The 21,584-nt window shown below is 70.4% G+C and carries 19 protein-coding genes; 8 read left to right on the top strand and 11 right to left on the bottom strand.

All coding sequences use genetic code 11. The features are described 5' to 3' along the window. Positions 1-14: 14 nt before the first annotated feature. Genes AB0M51_RS07335 through AB0M51_RS07325 form a run of 3 tightly spaced genes read left to right on the top strand, consistent with a single transcriptional unit; the run spans position 15 to position 3,501 of the window. Entirely contained in the window at positions 15-1,058 is a 1,044-nt protein-coding gene (locus tag AB0M51_RS07335) for a hydroxyacid dehydrogenase (protein WP_344196395.1), read from the top strand. Beyond that, entirely contained in the window at positions 1,058-2,977 is a 1,920-nt protein-coding gene (locus AB0M51_RS07330) for a DUF2264 domain-containing protein (RefSeq protein ID WP_344196396.1), read from the top strand. Before AB0M51_RS07335 ends, AB0M51_RS07330 begins: the two co-directional genes overlap by 1 nt. Further along, positions 2,974-3,501, top strand: a complete 528-nt coding sequence (locus AB0M51_RS07325; protein WP_363748454.1) for a ferritin — start codon at positions 2,974-2,976, stop codon at positions 3,499-3,501. Before AB0M51_RS07330 ends, AB0M51_RS07325 begins: the two co-directional genes overlap by 4 nt. A gap of 16 nt (positions 3,502-3,517) precedes the next feature. Here the strand turns inward: AB0M51_RS07325 and AB0M51_RS07320 are convergent, their stop codons facing one another. From AB0M51_RS07320 to AB0M51_RS07310, 3 genes are read right to left on the bottom strand one after another with little or no spacing between them, the layout of a single operon-like run. Next, on the bottom strand, positions 3,518-5,416 hold the full coding sequence (locus tag AB0M51_RS07320; RefSeq protein WP_344196401.1) for a DUF2207 domain-containing protein: 1,899 nt from the start codon (positions 5,414-5,416) through the stop codon (positions 3,518-3,520). A gap of 32 nt (positions 5,417-5,448) precedes the next feature. Further along, positions 5,449-7,350, bottom strand: a complete 1,902-nt coding sequence (locus AB0M51_RS07315) for a DUF2207 domain-containing protein (RefSeq protein ID WP_344196404.1) — start codon at positions 7,348-7,350, stop codon at positions 5,449-5,451. 29 nt (positions 7,351-7,379) lie between these two features. Next, positions 7,380-9,275 carry a DUF2207 domain-containing protein gene (locus AB0M51_RS07310; RefSeq protein WP_344196407.1) on the bottom strand — a complete coding sequence of 632 codons (1,896 nt, stop codon included), beginning with the start codon at positions 9,273-9,275 and terminating at the stop codon, positions 7,380-7,382. Positions 9,276-9,370: 95 nt separating this feature from the next. On the opposite strand from AB0M51_RS07310, the gene AB0M51_RS07305 reads away from it, so the two are divergent. Next, positions 9,371-11,497 carry an elongation factor G-like protein EF-G2 gene (locus AB0M51_RS07305; protein ID WP_344196410.1) on the top strand — a complete coding sequence of 709 codons (2,127 nt, stop codon included), beginning with the start codon at positions 9,371-9,373 and terminating at the stop codon, positions 11,495-11,497. 4 nt (positions 11,498-11,501) lie between these two features. Here AB0M51_RS07305 and AB0M51_RS07300 read toward each other — a convergent pair whose 3' ends face one another. The 3 genes from AB0M51_RS07300 to AB0M51_RS07290 are packed head-to-tail and all read right to left on the bottom strand — an operon-like array spanning position 11,502 to position 14,070. Further along, entirely contained in the window at positions 11,502-12,752 is a 1,251-nt protein-coding gene (locus tag AB0M51_RS07300) for a tetratricopeptide repeat protein (protein ID WP_344196411.1), read from the bottom strand. Then, positions 12,749-13,624 carry a tetratricopeptide repeat protein gene (locus AB0M51_RS07295; RefSeq protein ID WP_344196413.1) on the bottom strand — a complete coding sequence of 292 codons (876 nt, stop codon included), beginning with the start codon at positions 13,622-13,624 and terminating at the stop codon, positions 12,749-12,751. The genes AB0M51_RS07300 and AB0M51_RS07295 overlap by 4 nt, the downstream gene beginning before the upstream one ends. Further along, positions 13,621-14,070 carry a hypothetical protein gene (locus tag AB0M51_RS07290; RefSeq protein WP_344196414.1) on the bottom strand — a complete coding sequence of 150 codons (450 nt, stop codon included), beginning with the start codon at positions 14,068-14,070 and terminating at the stop codon, positions 13,621-13,623. Before AB0M51_RS07290 ends, AB0M51_RS07295 begins: the two co-directional genes overlap by 4 nt. Positions 14,071-14,122: 52 nt before the next feature. Between AB0M51_RS07290 and AB0M51_RS07285 the strand changes: the two genes are divergently transcribed. Beyond that, positions 14,123-14,530 carry an HIT family protein gene (locus tag AB0M51_RS07285; RefSeq protein ID WP_344196416.1) on the top strand — a complete coding sequence of 136 codons (408 nt, stop codon included), beginning with the start codon at positions 14,123-14,125 and terminating at the stop codon, positions 14,528-14,530. Here AB0M51_RS07285 and AB0M51_RS07280 read toward each other — a convergent pair. Further along, positions 14,523-15,659 carry an epoxide hydrolase family protein gene (locus AB0M51_RS07280; RefSeq protein ID WP_344196418.1) on the bottom strand — a complete coding sequence of 379 codons (1,137 nt, stop codon included), beginning with the start codon at positions 15,657-15,659 and terminating at the stop codon, positions 14,523-14,525. The genes AB0M51_RS07285 and AB0M51_RS07280 overlap by 8 nt on opposite strands. Positions 15,660-15,720: 61 nt before the next feature. Here AB0M51_RS07280 and AB0M51_RS07275 point away from each other — a divergent pair, with 61 nt between their 5' ends. Further along, positions 15,721-16,683 carry a YafY family protein gene (locus AB0M51_RS07275; protein WP_344196419.1) on the top strand — a complete coding sequence of 321 codons (963 nt, stop codon included), beginning with the start codon at positions 15,721-15,723 and terminating at the stop codon, positions 16,681-16,683. On the opposite strand, the gene AB0M51_RS07270 is transcribed toward AB0M51_RS07275, so the two are convergent. From AB0M51_RS07270 to pgsA, 3 genes are read right to left on the bottom strand one after another with little or no spacing between them, the layout of a single operon-like run. After that, positions 16,659-17,759, bottom strand: coding sequence for a glycosyltransferase family 4 protein (locus AB0M51_RS07270; RefSeq protein ID WP_344196421.1), 1,101 nt, complete (start codon positions 17,757-17,759; stop codon positions 16,659-16,661). The genes AB0M51_RS07275 and AB0M51_RS07270 overlap by 25 nt on opposite strands. A 10-nt stretch (positions 17,760-17,769) precedes the next feature. Beyond that, entirely contained in the window at positions 17,770-18,636 is an 867-nt protein-coding gene (locus AB0M51_RS07265) for a phosphatidylinositol mannoside acyltransferase (RefSeq protein WP_344196423.1), read from the bottom strand. Then, positions 18,636-19,271 carry a phosphatidylinositol phosphate synthase gene (gene pgsA, locus AB0M51_RS07260; protein WP_344196425.1) on the bottom strand — a complete coding sequence of 212 codons (636 nt, stop codon included), beginning with the start codon at positions 19,269-19,271 and terminating at the stop codon, positions 18,636-18,638. Before pgsA ends, AB0M51_RS07265 begins: the two co-directional genes overlap by 1 nt. Before the next feature lie 108 nt (positions 19,272-19,379). On the opposite strand from pgsA, the gene AB0M51_RS07255 reads away from it, so the two are divergent. After that, a complete protein-coding gene (locus AB0M51_RS07255; protein ID WP_344196427.1) occupies positions 19,380-20,327 on the top strand; it encodes a hypothetical protein in 948 nt (315 codons plus the stop codon). Between the two features lie 62 nt (positions 20,328-20,389). Then, positions 20,390-21,304, top strand: coding sequence for a hypothetical protein (locus AB0M51_RS07250; protein ID WP_344196428.1), 915 nt, complete (start codon positions 20,390-20,392; stop codon positions 21,302-21,304). On the opposite strand, the gene AB0M51_RS07245 is transcribed toward AB0M51_RS07250, so the two are convergent. Then, positions 21,305-21,559, bottom strand: coding sequence for a hypothetical protein (locus tag AB0M51_RS07245; RefSeq protein ID WP_363748510.1), 255 nt, complete (start codon positions 21,557-21,559; stop codon positions 21,305-21,307). Positions 21,560-21,584: the final 25 nt, after the last annotated feature.

Genomic DNA, 21,584 nt, shown 5'->3' with positions numbered 1-21,584 from the left:
GCTAGGTTAGCGTCGTGAGCCTTGAACCGAACTCCGCCCTGACCGTCATGCTGGCGATGAACGACGGCACCCGGGCGCACGTCCTGGTCCCGTCCGTCCGGCAGCGCCTGGACGCCGTCGCCACCGTGCTGCCGGTCGGCCCCGGACAGGGCAGCACCAAGGACCAGCCGGTCCGGGACTTCCTCGCCGACCCCGCCGTACGGGCGGCGCTCCCCGACGTCGACGTCCTGCTCACCGGGTGGGGCTGCCCGCGGATCGGGCCGGACGTCCTGGACGCGGCGCCGAAGCTGCAGGCGATCCTGCACGCGGCCGGCTCGGTGAAGGCGATCGTCGACCCGGCCGCCTTCGACCGGGGCATCCAGGTCTCGTCGGCGGCGACCGCGAACGCGCAGCCGGTCGCCGAGTTCACGGTCGCGGCGATCGTGATGGCCGGCAAGCGGGCGTTCCGGCTCGCGGCGCAGTACCGGCTGGAGCGGAGCAAGGGCGACGCCCACGGGATGCCGGGCAACTACGGCACCACCGTCGGCCTGCTCGGGGCGTCCCGGATCGCGAAGATGGTCGCCGAGCGGCTGCGCGGGTTCGACCTGCACGTGCTGATCAGCGACCCGTACCTGACGGCCTCCGAGGCCGCCGCGCTGGGCGCGGAGCTGGTCGACAACGACACGCTGTTCCGCCGCAGCGACATCCTCAGCGTGCACGCGCCGCTGCTGCCGGAGACCGTCGGGCTGGTGGACGGGCGCCTGCTCGGGCTGCTCAAGGACGGCGCCGCGCTGATCAACACCGCGCGCGGCAAGATCATCGACTCCGAGGCGCTGCTCCGCGAGTGCGCGTCCGGCCGGATCGACGCGATCCTCGACGTCACCGACCCCGAGCCGCTGGAGCCGGACTCGCCGCTGCTCGACCTGCCGAACGTGTTCGTCACCCCGCATGTCGCCGGTGCCGTCGGCAACGAGATCGCCCGCCTCGGCGAACTCGCCGTCAGCGAACTCGAACGCCTCACCGCCGGGCAACCCCTGCAGCACGCCATCAGCCCCACCGAACTCGGAAGGTTGGCCTAGTGACCCGCTTGATCCTGCCGGACACCGACCGCGAGCTGTCCCGCCAGACCGGGTGGACCCGGGCGCACTGGGAGGCGCTTGCCGACCACCTGCTCGACTCGCTCGTTCCGTACTTCTCCCCCGGGATGTCGCTGGTCGAGCTGCCGGGCCGGCCGAGCCGCTCCGGTACGGCGTCCGACGCGCTCGAAGGGTTCGCCCGGTCGTTCATGCTGGCCGCGTTCCGGATCGCCGGCGTGCAGGGCAAGGGCTGTGAGCGGCTGATCGAGCGGTACGCGCGCGGCGTTGCGAACGGCGCGAACCCGGACCACCCTGAGGCCTGGCTGCGGCTCACCCCGCGGTCACAGCAGATGGTCGAGGCGGCGGCGATCGCGGTGTCGCTGCACGAGACCCGCGAGTGGATCTGGGACCGGCTCGACGCGAAGGCTCAGCAGCACGTCGCCGACTGGCTCGGCGGGTTCAACGGGTCGACGACGCACGACAACAACTGGCGGCTGTTCCAGGTCGTCAGCGAGCAGTTCCTCGCCTCGGTCGGAGCGCCGTACAAGCAAGAGGACATCGACGGCGGCCTCGACCGGATCGAGGACTGGTACGTCGGCAACGGCTGGTACTCCGACGGCGACGGGCAGAACTTCGACAACTACATCGGCTGGGCGATGCACCTGTACCCGGGGCTGTGGGCGCGGATGGCCGCCGCCACGCCGGGAGCGCAGTACGAGGACCGGTTGAAGGTCTACAAGGAGCGGATCAACCTGTTCCTGCAGGACGCGTCGTACTTCGTGGGGAACGACGGTGCGCCGTTGTACCAGGGGCGGTCGCTGACGTACCGGATGGCGGCCGCGGCGCCGTACTGGATGGGCGCCTTGCTCGACTCGACGCCGCTGACGCCGGGTGAGACGCGGCGGCTGTGCTCCGGGATCGCGCGGCACTTCGTACAGCACGGGGTGCCGGACGAGCGGGGCGTGCTGACGCTCGGGTGGTACGACACGTTCCTGCCGACGACGCAGCAGTACTCCGGGCCGGGATCGCCGTACTGGGCCTCCAAGGGGTTCGTGGGGTTGATCCTGCCGCCGGAGCATCCGGTGTGGTCGGATCCGGAGGACTCGATCCCGCTGGACGACGCGGATCAGCAGAAGGCGATGCCGGAGCCGGGGTGGATCGTGCATGCCAGCCGCCACGACCAGGTCGTGCAGTTGGTGAACCACGGTGCGGATCACGCGCCGGTGGCCGAGCCTGCCGGCGTCGAGCCGGCGGGCGACCCGCACTACAACCGGTTGGCGTACGCGAACCACGCGGGGCCGGACCTGTCGGACCACGAGCCGGGGATCGACAACCTGATCTCGCTGGTTTCGCCCGACGGTACGGCGAGCGGGCGCGGGCGGATCCGGCGGCTCGGCGTCGACGGCCGTACGGCGTCCTCGTGGCACAAGGCGTGGCTGGGCGACGAGGGACCGTGGGCGATCGAGGTCGCCTCGCTCGTGTGGAACGGCTGGGAGATCCGCTGCGCGCTCGTCGAAGGACCCGAGGGTGCAGTGGTCCGCAGCGCCGGCTTCGCGGTCGCCGGCGACTCCTTGCCCGAGGCAACCGCATCCCCGAAGGAGGTGCACGCCGCCTCGGCCCGGAACACGGATGGGTTGTTGTCTGCTGTTGTTGGCTTGTACGGATATGAACAGGCTGGGGTGCATCGGGCGGTGGGGGTGAACCCGTTCGGGGTGCACTCGGCCACGCCTTACCTGACGGCCGCGCACCACGGGGAGCCGCTCGTGCTGGTGAATGCGGTGGTGCTGACGCGGGACGCGCTCCGGGTGGAGGCGATTGCCGAGGGCATCGATGTGGACGTGCAAGGGACTACGGTGCGGATCGGGCTGCCCGGCGGTGACTCCGAAGTGGTCGAGCTGGGACAGAGTAGATTGACCGAATGAGCACGTACGAGAAACTCCTGCAGGACCAGATCCGTAACGAATTCACGGCGTCGCAGCAGTACGTGGCAGTCGCTGTCTGGTACGACGACCAGGATCTGCCCCGGCTGGCCGCGCACTTCTACAAGCAGTCGCTGGAAGAGCGCAACCACGCGATGATGATGGTGCAGTACCTGCTGGACAAGGACATCCGGCCGACGATCCCGTCGGTCGGCGAGGTCGAGTCCGACTTCAGGTCCGCGATCGAGCCGCTCGAGCTCGCCCTCGCGCAGGAGATCAGCGTCACCAAGCAGATCGAGACGCTCGCCCGCACCGCCCGCGACGAGAGCGACTACATCGGTGAACAGTTCATGCAGTGGTTCCTCAAGGAGCAGGTCGAGGAGGTCGCCGCGATGAAGACGCTGGTCAACGTCGCCAAGCGGGCCGGTGACAACCTGTTCCACCTCGAGGACTTCCTGGCCCGCGAGGTGGTCGGCGACGCCGGCGCCGACCCGACCGCACCCACCGCCGCCGGCGGCGTGGTCTGACCTGAGACGGTCCGGCCTACCAGCTCCCGCCGCCACCGCCGCCGCCCCCGCCACCCGAGGACGACGACGAACTCGACGACGAGGAGAACCCGGAGGACGACCCGCCCCCGGTCGACGGTGACGGAGGCTCGGCGAACGTGCTGGAGACCGTCGTGGAGATGCTCCCGGCGGTCCAGCCGGAGTCGTAGTACGAGCTGGTACCGGCGTACCACGTAGGCGCCGCGGTCAGCCGCCCGGAGTCGACGAGCTGTTTGCACACCTGCTGCCAGCGGTCGGCCAGCCCCAGCACGATCGCCCACGGCAGGTACTTGCTGAAGATGTCCTCGCCGTCCTCGAACCGGAGCTGGTCCGCCTCCGCGGTGCTCAGGTACTGCCGGAACCCGACGACCTGGTCGGTCACCGCCCGGCCGAGCGCGTTCCGGCGCCCGGCGCGGCGCTGCAGGATCAGGTCGACGACGGCGTTCAGTACGGCGAGCACCGGCAGCGCGACCACGACCGCCGGCCCGAGCCACGGCGGCGCGTCGAACTTGATCACGTACACGATCAGCGAGATGAGGCCGGCCAGAGCCGCCAGGAAGAGCCCGCAGCCGAGCGGCACCCAGCCGTAACCGGAAGATTCCACAACGGTCGACCGGTGCGGCAGCCGCGCGTACCAGTTCCGCTCCGCGACCTGTTTCCACAGCGCGTCGCCCATGCTCTCGGCAGCGTCTTGCGGCCGGGTGTCCCCTACCGCGGGCCGCACCAGCCGGACCTGCCCGCCCGGCTGCTGCTTCGGGAACAGTCCCCTCAGGAGCGCCTTCTCGTGCGGCGCCGTGGCGAGCCGGGCGTCCACCAGTACGGCGGTCCGGACGTCGTTCTCGCCCTCGATCCGGACGGCACCGCGGACGGCCAGGTCGACGAGGGTCGCCGCGACCTCGGTCGTGTCGACCTTGCCGTCGACCAGCAGGCCGCCCTCAGCCGCGCTGATCTCCGGCGGCGCGAACGTGACCGGGATCGCCTTCTCCGTCAGGCGGTCCGGCACGGTACGAGTCGCCAGGCCGGCGGGCGGGACGGTGCCCGGCGGCAGACCGTCGTACCGGAGATCGCGGCGACGGCGGACGACCAGCTTGCCGGCGGCGATCGCGAGCAGGGTCAGGGCGACCGATACAACCGCGGCCGGCCCGCTGACGCCGTACCGGGCCAGGAAGCCCGGCGGGTCCGCGACGATCGGCGTGTCGTTGCTCACGGCACCGGCTTTGATGCCGGCGACAATCGTCAGCTCCTCGCCGCGGACCACGTCGGTCTCCTGGGTGAACGTGGCTTTCCCGCCGACGATGGCCTTCTCGTTGCAACTCGCCGTGGAGCCGGACCGGCCTTCGTTGCAGGCGACCTTCGTCACGCCGTGCGGAACCGTCACCGTGACCGCGACGTGGTCGAGCGGCGCCTCCCAGCTGTTGCCGGTCGCGTCCCAGTACAGCTCGCTGTGGTTCGGGAAGTGCCGCAGCGCACCACGGACGTCGTAGCTGATCTTGTACGTCGCGTCCTGGCCCGTCACCGTTTTGTCCGACGAGCCGACCTTGATCCGCAGCACCTGGTTGCGGGCCTTGTTCGTCCTGGTCGTGGACGTGCTGAACCCGGCCGGCGCGTTCGGCGACGACACCTGGATGTTCGACACGTCGTACCGCTGGTCCTTCGACCGATCGTCGGCGTACGGCTCGCGGATCACCAGGTCGCGGAAGATCCCGTGCCGGCCGGAGTCCCCGAAGTGGTACTCGATCGTCTCGCTCACGTGCAGTACGCCGTCCGCGGACACGTCGTACGCGATCGTCATCGACCGCACCCGGTCGCCGATCGCCGCCGACGCGGGTACGGCGAACCCGGCCAGCGCGATCGCGACGACGAGCAGACTGACGACGACCCCGAGCGTACGACGCATGCGCGCGACCCTACCGAGGGCCGAGGTCGCGACTACCAGCTGCCGCCGCCCCCACCGCCGCCTCCGCCACCAGCGGAGCCGGACGACGAGGAGGACGAACCGCTGTACGAGCTGAAGCCGGACGAGCTGCCGCCGCCCGAACCGGCCGCGGACGCCGGGGCGGGCGGCTGCGAGAACGTGGTCTGGACGGACTGGCTCATCGACGACGCCAGCCAGTTCGAGTAGTAGTACGGCCTCGTGCCGACGTACCAGACGGGATCCGGCGTCAACCGGCCCGCCTCGACCAGCTCCGCGCACACCCGCTGCCAGCGGTTCGCCGTCCCGAAGGCGATCGCCCAGGGCAGGTACTTCGAGAAGATGTCCTCGCCTTCCTCGAAGCGCAACTGATCCGCCTCCGCGGTCGTCAGGTACATCCGGAAACCGAGCACCTGGTCCGCAATGGCGCGTCCGGCCGCGCTCCGCCGGCCACGGCGTACCCCGTGCACCCACATCCACACGGGGACCAGCAGCGCGCTGCCCGCGACGAGCAGCATGAACACCCGGGCTCCGGTCACCACGCCGCCGAGCCGGGCCAGGACGACGGCGATCAGGCAGAGCACGATCGTCGCGAAGACGCCCACGACGACCGTGCCGTCGCCGTACCCGGACGCGGCGGGCAACTTCAGGTACCAGCCCCGCGCGCCGACCTGCTGCCACAGCTCCAGCACCGTCCGGGCCGCCGACTCCGCGACCTTGTTGTCGCCGGCCTCGGGACGCTGCAGCAGCCGCTCCGAGCCGGCCTCCATCGTCGGGAACAGGCCCTTGAGCAGGGTCTTCTCATACGCGGTGCTCGCGACCTCCTGGTCGACCAGGACGGCCTTCCGCGCGCCGGCCTCGGGGTTCTCCAGCCGTACGGCGCCGCGCACGGCCAGGTCGATCATGGTGGCCGCGACCACCGAGTCGTTCGCGGCCGGGTCGATCATCAGCGTTGCCTCGCCGACCGGTACCGCGGGCGGCGCGAACGCGACCGGAAGCTGGGCGTCGCTGAGCGTGTCCTTCGCGATCGGGGCGGTCGCGCCGTCCGGCGGCAGGGCCCCAGGCGGCAGCCCGGCGTACCGCTGGTCGCGGACGCCCAGCCGGCGGTAGAGGACGGCGCCGCCGATCCCGAGCAGGGTGGCAACCGCGGCGCCGGCCACCGCGAGCCAGGACAGCGAGTTGCGCTCGAGCCAGTTCGGCGGGCCGACGACGATCGGGGTGTCGTTCTGAACCACGCCGGGCTTGATGCCGGCGACGATCGTCAACTGGTTCCCACTCGCCAGGTCCTCGGTGCTGAACTGCCCGACGCCGCCGTTCACCGACGCGCTGTCGCATTCCCTCGTCGAGCCCGGCAGGCCGCTGTAGCAGGCGACCTTCTGGACTCCCTCCGGCACCTGGACTCTGACGGTTGTCTTGGCCATTTCGGCGTCCCACTGCGAGCCGGTGGCGTCCCAGTACAGCTCGCTGTGGTCCGCGAAGTGCCGGAGCGCGCCGCGGACGTCGTACGAGATCAGGTACGTCGCCTCGTCGCCCCAGATCGTCCGGTCCTTGGAGCCGATCTTGATCCGGAGCGCCTGGTCCCGATCGCCGTTGGCCTTCGTCGTCGAGGTGGTGAACTGGTCCGGCGCGTCCGGGCTGGACACCGAGATGTTCGAGACCACGTACTTCTGGTCCTTCGACCGGTCGTCGGCGTACGGCTCGCGGATCACCAGGTCGCGGTAGATCCCGTGCCGTCCGGTCCCCGCGAACTTGTAGTCGATCGACTCGGTGACATGCAGTACGCCGTCCGCCGAAACCCTGTAGTTGACCGCGAACGTCTCGATCTCGTCGCCGTACTCCGCCGGCGCCGCCGCGGCGGGAACACCGGCCGCAACCGCGACGAAGAGGCTGCTGACGAGTACCCCGATCCCCCTGTGCATACCCGGGACCGTAGCGGCTCGACGGGCCACTACCAGCTGCCGCCGCCGCCACCGCCGCCACCGCCGCCGGAGAAGCCGCCGCCGCTGAAGCCGGACGAGCTGCCGCCGCCACCGCCGGAGCTGGACGGCGTCGGCGGTGCGTCGAAGCTGTGCGCGACCGTCGAACCGACGGCGCCCGCGGTCCACCCGGACGTGTAGTACGACGGGCCCGAGTACCAGTACGGGTCCGGCGGGATGCGGCCGGCGGCGACGAGCTGCTCGCAGACCTTCTGCCAGCGGTCGGCGAGACCGAAAGCGATGGCCCAGGGCAAGTACTTCGAGAAGATGTCCTCGCCCTCCTCGAAGCGGAGCTGCTGCGCCTCGGCGGTGGCCAGGTACGTCTGGAAGCCCACCACCTGGTCGGTGACCGCCCGGCCGGCCGGATTCCGTTGCCCCCGGCCACGGATCGCGATCCAGGTGCCGATGGCAATGACCACCGCGACCACCGGGATCGCGACCACGATCGCTCGGCCTGCACCACCGGTCGCGGCACTACCGATGATCCCGAACAGGCCGCCGCCGACGCCCCAGATCCCGATCATCGCCAGGCAGGCACACCCGAAACCGCTCTTGAACGGCGAGCCGCCGGCGGCCCGCGGCATCCGCAGGTACCACTGCCGCGCCTTCACCTGGTCGCGGAGCGCCTTGATCATCGCGTCGTGCGCGTTGCGCATCGTGTGGTCGCCGACCGCGCCGCGCTCCAGCACCACCTCGGAGCCGGGCTGCAGGCTCGGGAACAGCCCGAGCATCAGCGCCTGCTCGTGCGGTGCGGTGGCGGCCGCCGGGTTCAGCAGCACGGCCTTCCGGGTCTCGCCGTCGTTGTCGATCCGGACCCCGCCGCGGACCGCCATGTCGATCAGCGTCGCGGCCGTCTCGACCGTGGTCGCCTTCGCGTCGATCAGCAGGCCGCCCTCGGCGACCGGGATCTTCGGCGGCGCGAACGCGACCGGGATCTGGTCCTCGCGGAGGTCGTCCTTGACCGGCTGGGCGTTGGTCCCCTCCGGCGGGAACGTGCCCGGCGGCATCCCGGCGTACCGCTGGTCCTTGTTGCCGAGTTTCGCGTACAGCGCGGCGATCACCAGCGCGAGCACGGTGACGACGCCGGAGCCGATCACCTGCAGCCAGGACAGGCCGTTGCGCTCCAGCCAGCTCGGCGGCTTCACCAGGATCGGCGCGTCGTTCCGGACGGCGCCCGCGGTGATGCCGGCGACGATCGTCAACTGGTCGCTGTTCGTCAGGTTGGTGGCCTGGAACACGCCCTTGCCGCCGACGACGTCGCTGGACGGGCAGTTCTGCTTCGAGCCGTGCGTTCCGGTGAAGCACTCGACCTTGGTGACGCCCCGCGGGACGGCGACGTTGACCTGGACGTTCTCCAGGTCGGCCTCCCAGCCGTTGCCGGTAGCGTCCCAGTACAGCTCGCTGTGGTCGGCGAAGTGCCGCAGCGCACCGCGGACGTCGTAGGTGATCTTGTACGTCGCCTCGGTGCCGGGCACCGTCTTGTCGGCGTCACCGATCTTGATCTGGGTCGTCTCGTACCGTCCGTGATTGGACGACGTGGTGTGGACGGTGAAGTCAGCAGGAGCACCACTCGGTGACGAGACGTCGATCTTCGAGACCTGGTACTCCTGGTCCTTCGAGTCGTCGTCGGCGTACGGCTCCCGGGTCACCAGGTTCCGGAAGATGCCGTGCCGGCCGCTGGACGCGAAGTGATAGTCGATCGTCTCGGTGACCTGCAGGACGCCGTCCGGGGTGACGGTGTAGTCGATCGCGAAGTTCGTGACCTTGTCGCCGTACTCCGCCGGGCGCGCGCTCGCGGGCAGCGCGAAACCCGCCACCGCCAGTACCGCGAACAACGTGCTGATGACGACCCCGAGTGCCCTACGCATACCCGGGACCCTATCGATTCGCGGGGTCCGCACGGGTGAGGGCACTTGTGCGAAGTGTCCGATAGGGGAATCGTGGGTGGACCAGGAGGAACGTCATGGCAGACAAGACGAACACTTCCCAAGGCACCGGAGCCGCGCCCGCTGTGGACAGCCCGGCCGCCATCCGCAACGTGGTGCTGGTCGGCCCGTCGGGCGCCGGCAAGACCACCCTCGTCGAGGCCCTGCTGGTGGCCTCCGGAGTCCTGAACAGACCCGGCACCGTCGTCGACGGAACCACCGTGTGCGACTTCGACGACGCCGAGATCCGGCAGCAGCGCTCGGTCGGGCTCTCGCTCGCCTCGCTCCCCCACGACGGAGTCAAGGTGAACCTGATCGACACCCCGGGGTACGCCGATTTCGTCGGCGAGCTGCGGGCCGGCCTGCGCGCCGCGGACTGCGCGCTGTTCGTGATCTCGGCGAGCGAGGGCGTCGACGAGCCGACCCGTACCGTCTGGCAGGAGTGCCAGGAGGTCGGGATGCCGCGCGCCGTGGTGATCACCAAGCTCGACCACGCCCGGGCCAACTACCAGAACGCACTGGCCACCGCGCAGACCGCGTTCGGCGACAAGGTGCTGCCGCTGTACCTGCCCGCCGGTGACGGGCTGATCGGGCTGCTCTCCCAGTCGTACTACGAGTACTCCGGCGGCAAGCGCTCCGCCGCCGCGGCCGACCCGGCGTACGCGGACCAGATCGAGGAGCTCCGCGGCACCCTGATCGAGGGCATCATCGAGGAGTCCGAGGACGAATCGCTGATGGACCGGTACCTCGGCGGCGAGGAGATCGACCAGAAGGTGCTGATCCAGGACCTCGAACGGGCGGTCGCCCGCGGCTCGTTCTTCCCGGTGATCCCGGTCTGCAGCGCGTCCGGGATCGGCACCTACGAGCTGCTCGAGGTGATCACCAGCGGGTTCCCGTCGCCGCCCGAGCACACCCTCCCGGAGGCCTTCAACCCGCACGGGGTCGCCCGTAAGGGCCTGGCCTGCGATCCGGACGGCCCGCTGCTCGCGGAGGTGGTGAAGACGACGTCCGACCCGTACGTCGGGAGGGTCAGCCTGGTCCGGGTGTTCTCCGGCACCATCAGGCCCGACGCGACGGTTCACGTGTCGGGCCATTTCACGTCGTTCTTCGGCGAACACAACTCGCACGAGGACCACGACGAGGACGAGCGGATCGGCACCTTGTCGTTCCCGCTCGGGAAGACCCAGCGCCCGGCCGGCGAGGTGGTCGCCGGCGACCTGTGCGCGATCGGCCGGCTGACCCGCGCGGAGACCGGCGACTCGCTGTCCGACAAGTCCGATCCGCTGCTGCTGAAGCCGTGGACGATGCCGGAGCCGTTGCTGCCGATCGCCGTCCAGGCGCACGCCAAGACCGACGAGGACAAGCTCGGCGTCGGCCTGCAGCGGCTCGCCGCGGAGGATCCGACGCTGCGGATCGAGCAGAACCCGGAGACCCACCAGATCGTGCTGTGGTGCATGGGCGAGGCGCACTCGGACGTCGTCCTGGACGCGCTCGCGAACCGGTACGGCGTGACCGTCGACACCGTCGAGCTCCGGGTGCCGCTGCGGGAGACGTTCGGCGGTCCGGCCAAGGGCCACGGGCGGCACGTGAAGCAGTCCGGCGGCCACGGCCAGTACGCCGTCTGCGACATCGAGGTCGAGCCGCTGCCGGAGGGCAGCGGGTTCGAGTTCGTCGACAAGGTGGTCGGCGGGGCGGTGCCGCGGCAGTTCATCCCGAGCGTGGAGAAGGGCGTCCGGGCGCAGATGGAGAAGGGCGTCGCCGCCGGGTACCCGATGGTCGACATCCGGGTCACCCTCACCGACGGCAAGGCGCACAGCGTCGACTCGTCCGACATGGCGTTCCAGATGGCCGGCGGGCTGGCGCTGCGGGAGGCCGCGGCCGCGTCCCGGGTCGCGATGCTCGAGCCGGTCGACCTGGTCTCGGTGCTGGTGCCGGACGACCTGGTCGGCGCGGTGATGAGCGACCTGTCCGGGCGCCGCGGGCGGCTGCTCGGCACCGACAAGGTCGGCGAGAGCCGGACCCTGGTGAAGGCCGAGGTGCCGCAGGTGGAGATCACCCGCTACACCATCGACCTCCGCTCGCTGTCCCACGGCGCGGCGTCGTTCAGCCGCGAGTTCTCCCGCTACGAGGCGATGCCGGACTCCGTGGCCGCCAAGCTGAAGTGATCGATCAGGGTTTGTTGAGGCGGCGGCGGACGTCGCGGGACTTCAGGTACGCGGCGACGTCGTCGTAGCGCTCGCTCTGGTTGGCGAACTCGATGTAGGAGCGCACGCGGTGCAGCCAGTCGAGGGTCGACGGTTTCACCGCGGCGAGCGCGCCGGTCAGGTGCTGCATGCCGAGCGGAGGCTCGCCGCCGGTGGACAGCGCCTCGTCGATCACTTTGTCGACGCCGCGCTCGATCAGCGCGCGCAGGTCCGCGCCGCTGAACATCGGGGTCTGCGCGGCCAGCGCCTTCAGGTCGAGCCCGTCGGCCGGCACGTCCTTCGTGAGCACGCTCAGGATGTCGGCGCGCGCCGGCTCGTCCGGCGGCGGGACGAAGATCACCCGGTCGAACCGTCCCGGCCGGAGCATCGCCTCGTCCACGTCCCACGGCGCGTTGCTCGCCGCGAGCACCAGCAGCCCCTCGTTCTCGGAACCGATCGCGTCCAGCTCCTGCAGCAGTACGTCGACCAGCCGCCGCGCCTCGGACCCGCCGTGCTTGTGCCGCGCGAACGCCAGCGCGTCCAGCTCGTCGAGGAACAGCACGCACGGACCGTTCGCCCGGGCCCGCTCGAACGCCTCGTGCAGGTTCCGCTCCGACACGCCGAGGTACGGGTCCATCACGTCCTCGATCCGGACGTTCACGAACGGCAGCCCGCACTCCCCCGCCGTCGCCCGCGCGAGCAGCGTCTTGCCGCAGCCGGGCGGGCCGTACAGCATCACGCCGCCGCCGGCCTTCCGCCCGTACTTCTCGTACAGCTCAGGGCGGCTCTGCGGCAGGATCACCATCCGGTGGATGACGCGCTTGATCTCGTCCATGCCGCCGACCTGGTCGAAGGTGGTGGTCTCCTTCACCAGCTCCTGCTCGTGCGCCGTCTCCGCCTCGGGACCGACCTTGATCCGGACGCCGCTGCGCTCGGCGATCATCCCGTCGACGAGTTGCTGCAGCCGCCCCGTGCCCTCGACCACGCCGCGCTGGCGGGCCGCCTCCAGCAGGTTCCGCAGCAGCGCGAGCCGCCCATTGGCGGCGGCCAGCTCCCCGACCGGTACGAACTGGTCGTCGGACAGGCCCTGCTGGTCCAGGAGCACGACGTACTGGTCGAGAGCCTCCTCGGTCGCACCCGCGGCGTTCAACGACTCCGCCAGCACGAGCCGCAGCAGCACGTCGTCCGGGTTCGCCTCGACCGCCTTGCGAAGCGCGTCGATCCGATCGTTGCTCATTGGCCCCATCTCCGGTTGATCCAGCGGCGGACGAGTGGTGGGACGACCCAGGAGTACACGCAGAACGCGAGCCAGATCATCGCGAACGCGAACGACAGCGGGGCGGCGCCGACGGCGCGGAGGCCGTAGATCACCGCGACCGCGCCGACCCAGACGACCAGCGGGTTCACCCGGGCGAACGGCCGGAGCGGCAGCATCAGCGGGTGGTTGAACAGCTTCGCCTCCCGGGCGGCCGCGCGCAGGTCCGGGTCGCCCGGCTGCGCGGCGGCGGCCGAGCGCAGCGAGTCGTACCCGGCGCGGGCGTCGCCGGTCAGCATCGACGCCGTACCGTGCAAGGCGCGGGCGTTCGGGTCTTCCGGGTCGTATGCGAGCGCCTCGGTGCTGTGCCGGTGCATATCGCGGTCCTTGCCGAGCGCGAACGCCACCTGCGCACGGGCCGCCGAAACGGCCACGCTCTCCGGCGCGTGCGACGCCGCCCGCTCGACCAGTGCGCCGGCTTTCTCGGCCTGCCCGGCGGCCAGGCACACGTGCGCGTACCCGAGCAGTAGGTCCGGGTCGTTCGGGTCGAGGCTCAGGCCCTGCAGGAACGCCGCCTCGGCCTCGGGCAGTCGGCCTTCCGACCGCAGCGAGGCACCCAGCACGTGCAGCATCGCCGGAAACGGTCCGTGCTGCGCCAGGCCGTCCCGCAGCACCTCGACTGCCTCCTCGTTCCGCTCGAGCGCATGCAGCGCAGCGCCGCGGAACAGGTACGCGCGGTAGTCGACGGCCGCGTCACCGGACAGGCCCTGCAGCTCCTCCAGCGTCCGGTCGGGACGGGCGATCCGCAACCAGTGCGCGGCCATCTGAAGGCGTGACTCACTCGGATCGTTCACAGCACCACCGTCACCAGAAGGAGGATCAATGCCTCGATGATCGCGCCGCCGACCGTCGCGGCGATCCCCAGGCCCCACAGCGACCCGTACTCCGCACCACGCAACTGGAACGCCCGGTCCATCGGCCGCTGCCACCGGATCTGCGCCATACAGCACAACACCGCCACCACCCGGATCCCGACCCGGAGCCCCGAGAGGACGCCGGCGTCGGAGTACAGCAGCAGGAACACACCGACCACGACGACCAGGCCGGCCAGCCCCGACAGCAGGATCAGCCGGCGCTTCGCGGCGTCCACCCCGAGCCGCCCCGCGTTCAGGTAGGCGACCACCGTGGACGCGATCACGCCGCCGAAGAACGCGACGTACGTCTGGGACATCAGCCGCCAGGGGCGGGCCGACATGTTCACGCCGGCGCCGACGGTCGGGCGCAGGAGATCGTCCGGCATCGGGCTCCTAGTGTCGGGCAGGTTCAGCGAGCGCAGTGTATAGCCTGGGCGGATGAGCGAGAACTGCATCTTCTGCGGGATCGTGGCCGGAACCATCCCCTCGACCCGGGTGGCGGAAACGGATCGGGCGATCGCCTTCATGGACATCGCGCCGGCGACGCCCGGGCACCTGCTGGTGGTTCCCCGGGCGCACTCGACCGACCTCCGCGAGGCCGCCCCCGAGGACCTCACCGCCGCCACCCTGCTCGCCCAGTCCCTGGTCGGTCGCGTCATCGACCGGCTCGACGGCGCAACGGGTGCGAACCTCCTGAGCTGCATCGGCGCCGACGCCTGGCAGAGCGTCTTCCACACCCACCTGCACGTCATCCCGCGCTATCCGGACGACCCGATGGTCCTCCCGTGGAAGCCGGAGTCCGGCGACCTCGACGAGATCAAGGCCGTGCACGAGAAGCTCATCTGACGAAGAACTCGCGGAGGTCCTGCACCAGCAGGTCCGGTGCGTCCTGGGTCGCCCAGTGGCTGCCGCGGTCGAACTCGTGCCAGGACACGATGTTCGCGTGGTCCCGCTCCGCGAACCGGCGGAGCGGACGGAAGTCGAACGCGAAGCTGGCCAGCGCCGTCGGCGCCGTGGTCGGCTCCTTCGGGTGCTCCGCGTGCTTGTCCTCGTAGTAGAAGCGCGCTGACGACGCAGCGGTGTTGGTCAGCCAGTAGATGGTCGCGTTGGTCAGCACGTGCTCGTCGGAGCAGGTGCTGAGCAGCTGGGCGATCCACGCCAGCTGACCGGTGGGCGAGTCCGCGAGCGCGTGAGCGATGTTCTGCGGCGCCTGCTCCTGCAGCTTCGCGTACGCGCCAAGGTTCTCGTTGAAGAACTGCAAGAAGTGCAGATAGCCCTGCTCTTCCTCGGTCAGGTTCTCCAACTCGGCCGGGTCGCCGCTCGGGAACGAGAACAGCTGGGTCACGTGTACGCCGATCACGTGCTCCGGATCGACCCGCCCGACCTCCGGGGACACATAGGACCCGCCGTCGTTGCCGTGGGCACCGTACCGCTCGTAGCCGAGCCGGCTCATCAGCTCGGCCCAGGCAGCCGCCACGCGGTACCTGTTCCAGCCGCGGTCCTTGGTGGGCCCGGAGAAGCCGAAACCGGGAACGGTCGGGATGACCAGGTGGAATGCCTGCTCGCCGTCCTGCGGGTTGGTCAGCGGCTCGATCAGGTCGAAGTACTCGAGCGACGTGTTCGGCCAGCCGTGCGTCAGGATCAGCGGGATCGCGTCCGGGTCGGCGGAGCGGACGTGGAAGAAGTGCACGTTCTGCCCGTCGATCTCGGTCACGAACTGCGGGTACGCGTTGAGCCGCTGCTCCCACGCCCGCCAGTCGTACGACGTCAGCCACTGCTCGGTCAGCCGCCGGACGTACGACAGCGGTACGCCGTACTCCCACTCCGGCGGCATCGGACCGGTCTGCACGGCGTCCGTGTAGTCGATGTCCAGCTCGTTCGCCCACCGCGTCCGGGTCAGCCGGCTCCGCAGGTCGTCCAGGTCGGCCTGCGGGATGTCGATACGGAAGGGTCGGATCTCGGTGTTGTTCGTCATGGATTCAATCTAGGAAGCAATTAGGCGAGTTAGCTTCCTAATGGTCTGCGAGACTTTCGGAATGATCGAGACATCGGCACGACTGCTGAAGCTGCTCACATTGCTGCAGTCGCCTCGCGACTGGACGGGCGCAGAGCTGGCGGAGCGGCTCCAGATCAGCCCGCGGACCGTCCGGAGCGACGTGGAGCGGCTGAGGTCGCTGGGCTATCCGGTGGACGCGACCCGCGGTTCGGTCGGCGGTTACCGCCTGGGGGCGGGTGCCGCGCTGCCGCCGCTGCTGCTGGACGACGACGAGGCCGTGGCGGTGGTGATCGGGCTCCGGAAGGCTGCGGGCGTTGCCGGCGTCGAGGAGATGTCGCTGCGTGCGTTGACGAAGCTGGAGCAGGTATTGCCGTCCCGGCTGCGTCGGAGAGTCAGCACGCTCGCCAACTACACGGTGCAGGTCCCGGCCGACGAGGCCGGCCCGCAGGTCGACCCAGAGGTCCTCACACAGCTGGCCGGGCTCTGCCGGGACCGCGAGCAACTGCGCTTCGACTACCTCTCGCACGACGGTACGGCGACCCTCCGGCGGGTGGAGCCGCATCGGCTCGTCAACTGGGGACGGCGCTGGTATCTGGTCGCGTTCGACCTGGAGCGGGACGACTGGCGGACGTTCCGGGTGGACCGGGTACGGCCGCGGATTCCGACCGGGCCGCGATTCACTCCGCGCGAACTGCCGTCGGACGGGGATGTGGCCGCATACGTGTCGCGGGGCGCGTCCGCGGCTGCTTGGCGGTACAAGGCTTCGGTGGAGGTCGCCGTACCGGCGTCTGTGCTGGCCGAGCGGTTGACGCCGGCTGTTGGAGTGGTCGAGCCGATCGACGACGAGCGGTGCCTGCTGCGGACCGGTGCTGACCGGGTGGAGAGCTTGGCGGTGCACCTGAGCCTGCTGGACGAGGACTTCGTGGTGGTGGAGGGCCCGCCGGAGCTCACGACGTACCTGGAGAAGCTGGCCGAGCGCTACCGGCGGGCGACCAGCTCGTAGACCGACAGGAGCTCTGGGAGTAGGACCGACCAGTCGTACGTGGGTACGGCGGCCAGGCCCGCGGAGCGGAGCTGTTCGCGTTCTTCGGGGCGGCGCAGGAGCCGGAGTGCACGACCGGCGAGCTCCGGGACGTTGCCGGGCTCGAACAGCTCCCCCAGGGTGCCGCCGTCGAGTACCTGGCGGAACGCGGCCAGGTCGCTCGCCAGCACGGGCGCGCCGGCGGCCATCGCCTCGAGCAGCACGATGCCGAAGCTCTCCCCGCCCAGGTGCGGTGCGACGTAGAGGTCCGACCCGGCCAGCATGTCGGCGCGTGCCTCGTCGTCGATCGCGCCGAGGAACAGCACGTTGTCCAGGTACCGCGGCGGCAGCGAACGCCGCACCTCGTCCGCGCGCCCCGACCCGGCGACCAGGATCTTCAGCCGCGGACGCTCGGCGAGCAGCAGCGGTACGGCGTCCAGCAGCACGCCGAGGCCCTTCCGGGGTTCGTCGAGCCGGCCGAGGAAGCTGATCGTGCCGTCCGCGCCCATCCACTCCGCCCGCGGGCTGCCCTTGAAGCGGGCGGTGTACAGCCCGTTCGGGATCACCACCGCCTCGCCGCCGATGTGCTGCACCATCATCGAGCGGGCGTTCTCCGAGACCGCGATCCGCGCGTCGATCTTCTCCAGCGCCGGACGCAGCAGGCCGGCCGCCACGCTCATCGCCCGGGACCGCACCTGCCAGGTGTGGAACGTCGCCACGAACGGCCCGTCCGCGGACCAGAGCGCGATGATCGACGCGCTCGGCGTGGTCGGCTCGTGGACGTGCACGACGTCGAAGTTCCCGTCGGCGAGCCAGCTCTTCACCCGCGCCGCCGTCCGCGGGCCGAACGTCACCCGGGCGACCGACCCGTTGTACGGCACACCGACCGCGCGGCCGGACGAGACGACGTACGGCGGGACCCTGTCGGCGTCGTCGACCGGGGCGAGCACCGAGACTTCGTGCCCGACCGCGAGCAGGGCCTCGGCGAGGTCGCGGACGTGGTTCTGCACCCCGCCGGGCGTACCCAGCGAGTAGGGGCACACCACGCCGATCCTCACCCCTAGATTGTTACTGGTCGAGGAAGATGCGCTGCAGCATGTGCCAGTCGCCCGGGTGCTCGGCGATCCCCCGGGCGAACGCGTCCGCGCAGCGCTGGGTCATCTCGGCCGCGCTGTCCGGCTCGATCGTGTCGTGGAACGTGATCACCAGGTCCGGCCCGTCGTAGTGCAGCGTCGCCGGGATCAGCGGCGCACCCGTCTTCAGGCTCAGCGCGGCCGGGCCGACCGGCATCCGCGACGGGCGGCCGAAGAACGTCACCGGTACGCCGCGTTCGGACAGGTCCCGGTCGGCCACCAGGCAGACGAACCCGCCGGCCCGCAGCCGGTCCGCGAGTACGGCGGTCACGTCCTCGTCGCCGCCGGTCAACGGCAGCACCTCCATGCCGAGCTGCTTGCGGTACTCGATGAACCGGTCGAACAACGACTCCGGCTGCAGGCGCTCCGCGACCGTCGACACCGGCATCCCGGTCAGCCCCGCCCAGGCGCCCGCGTGGTCGTAGTTCGCCAGGTGCGGCAGCGCGCAGATCACGCCCTGCCCGGCGGCGTACGCGTCCCGCAGCAGCTTCTCGTTGACCGTCCGGACCCGGCCGACGATCTCCTCGCCGGACCACTCCGGCAGCCGGAACGCCTCCTGCCAGTAGCGCAGGTACGACCGCATCCCGGCCTTCGTCAGCGCGTCCAGCTCGGCGTCGGTGGCGTCCGGGCGGACGGCGGCCAGGTTGGAGCGCAGGCGCCGTACGCCGCGGCCGTTCCGGGCGTAGGTCCGGTCGGCCGCTTTCGTGAACAGCCAGATCACCGTCCGCTCGGGCAACCGCCGTACCACCATCCAGGCGAGCGCGAACGCCAGGTCGACGGCCCGCTGCCGGGCGGCCTCCATCAGGACTCGAGGTCGTTCTTCGCCGGGTCGGACATGACCTGCTTGCGGACCGAGAGCGAGCGCTGGACGACGGTGATCGTGCTCGCCACCGCGACGTACCAGATCACGATCTCGAGCAGGATCGGCAGGTCGAACAGGTCCGAGAAGAACGCCAGGATCAGCGTGAACACCAGCCGGTCGGCGCGCTCGGCGAGGCCGCCGCTGGCCTTCAGGCCGAGGCTCTCCGCCTTGGCCCGCGCGTACGACGTGACCGCGCCCATCACCAGCGCCCACAGCGTCACCGCGGCCATCAGCGTGGAGTTGCCGGCCTTCGAGTTCGCGTAGTACATCACGAGACCGCCGTAGATCGCGCCGTCCGCGATCCGGTCCAGCGTCGAGTCCAGGAACGAGCCCCACTTCGACGACGTCCCCGAGGTCCGGGCCATGTAGCCGTCGATCAGGTCGGAGAACACGAACAGCGTGATCACCAGGACGCCGATCCACAGCTGCCCGCGCGGGAAGAAGATCAGCGCACCGGCGGACACCCCGATGGTGCCGACGAGCGTGACCATGTCGGCGCTCACGCCGAGCTTGAGCAGGAGGGTGGCGATCGGCGTGATCACCTTGGTCCAGAACTGCCGGAATCTGTTAAGCATGGCAGCGCGATCGTAGTTCACCGGGGTCACCATCCGATGACGAGGCACGACTTTCGGCCTGCGATCGAGCCTCCCAGGGGCGATGCTGGGTCTGGGAGGAGGTGACACATGCGACGAGAGCTGTCCGGCGCGCTCGTGCTCCTGCTCCTCACCAGCGGCTGCGCGGTCGCGCAGCGGGCGAACGGCACAGCGCCGCTGCCCGTCCAGCCGACCACGGTGCTCCCGACCGGGGTCGCTCCCCCACAGGCCGAGGGCCTCGACGGTACCGAGGGAGCACCCGGGCCGCAGGTGTGTACGGCGATCACGCGAACCCTCACCGTCCGCCTGCGGCACCCCGTCACCGCGAAGCCGAACGCCTGGAACGACGGCGGGCTCCCCGCGATGGACCTGTGCACACTGCTCGTCGACGGTCGCCGGGTCACGATCGGCGTCAGCGCCTTGCCGAGCCGGCCGGACTCACTGGTCCGGCTGATGCGGGACGCCGGCGGAGTGCGGTCGCTGCCCGAACTCGGCCCGGAGGCGCTGATCGGCGAGTCCCGCCTGGTCTTCCACGCCGACGGCCGCGCGGTCCGGGTCACGCCCGCCGGCGGCATCGACCTCGGTACACCTGACGGCGTCAACCGCGCCACGGCGGTCGCGATCGCCGAGGCCGTGCGGGACGCCGTACCGCGGAGTCTGCGACCGGCGCGGCAGGCCGACGAAACGTGCCAGCTGTCCAACTCGGCGGCCGAGCGGTTCGTCCGCACCCAGGTCCAGCTGCGCCGCGACTACCGGGTGAAGGGCGCGCTCACCTGTATCTGGGGCACGGCCGACGCCACGGTCTCGATCGTCGAGGCCTTCGACCAGAAGACGATCCCGGAAGCCCAGCAGATCCCGCCGCCCCAGTTCGCCCCGCTGGGCGACCCCGGCTACTACCTCCCCCAAGACCCCGAACTCGTCTTCCGCCAAGGCCGCCGAGTAGTCCGCGTCACCGCCCTCACCGACCCACCCCAACCGGTCACCCTCGACACTCTCACCACTCTGGTCGATCCGATGCTCCCGCTCTTCCTCCGCTGACCGAACTTTCCGGTCCAGACCAGCATCCAACCACCATCGATCATCAATGGGGGTGGTGGAGAATGCGCAGGTTTCTCGGGTACGGCGGACTGCTGGCCGCCGGAGTACTCACTACGGGGCTGCTCACGCCGGGTACGGCGACGGCCGAGCAGAGCGGGACGACGACGCCGTGCAGGATCTCGGTCGGTTCGGTGACGGCCGCCGGGGATCATCGGATGCAGACGTTCACCGCGACGGCGCCGGTCACGAAGGTGACCGACAAGATCGTTGCGAAGGGCGTCTACGCGCCGGGTCAGGCCAGGATCAGCTCACAACTCCGGTACGGCCTGGGCGAAGGGTCCGAGCTGCACATCGGGAACGCGGTACTGGGCTCCGTCCTGTACAACGTCTCGTACCGGACACCGGCCGGCGGCGGTGCACTGCTGGAGAAGTACCTCACGCGGATCGGGCCGGGCTGGCAGAACTACCGCAGCTACGACCTGACCGGGTTCGGGCTGCGGGACACGGCCTGGTCGCTGAACATCAACGGCAACATGGAACGCCGGAGCATCGAGACCGTCGAGGGCCGGCAGTACTACCACTACGACGGCGTACTCGGGAACTTCCCGAACGCCAAGGGCCTCGCGCAGATCAGCCAGACGGCGACGTACGACACGTTCCTGATGTCGCGCAGCGACGGGAAGCTGACCACCGTACGGTTCTCGGCGGTCCGCGGACAGCCCCTGCGGACCGAGGTCAAGCCTGTCCGCACCTCGACCTGGCAGGTGTTCGAGACCCTGGTCGCGGCACCGTGCGGGAGCGGCACGATCCTGCTCGGCATCGACCGGGACACCGGCAACGGCTACCTGTACTCCGTTGGGCACGCCAACGGACTGGCCACGACCGTCCAGGGCCTCGGCAAGGTGCCCGCGACGTTCAAGGACCCGGTCTACTTCCGGTGGGCCGCGTTCGGCGATCCGCTGCTCGCCGGGGACTGATCACGGCCAGGACTTGGCCAGCAGTGCCCGGGTGTCGGAGAGGAGCTGTGGGAGGACCTTGGTGCCGCCGATGACCGGCATGAAGTTCATGTCGCCGGACCAGCGCGGTACGACGTGCTGGTGCAGGTGCCCGGCGATGCCGGCGCCGGCGATCTCGCCCTGGTTCAGCCCGATGTTGAAGCCGTGGGCGCCGGGGACGGCGCGCCCCGCCGGCAAAGCCCGGGGGGGGGGGGGGGCGGCGGCGGCCGGCTCCAGAAAGGTGAGCACGGGGAGGTAGGAA

Source organism: Kribbella sp. NPDC051137 (genome assembly GCF_040682535.1).
In the GTDB taxonomy this organism is placed as follows: domain Bacteria; phylum Actinomycetota; class Actinomycetes; order Propionibacteriales; family Kribbellaceae; genus Kribbella; species Kribbella karoonensis.
This window is presented reverse-complemented; position numbering and strand designations above follow the sequence as displayed.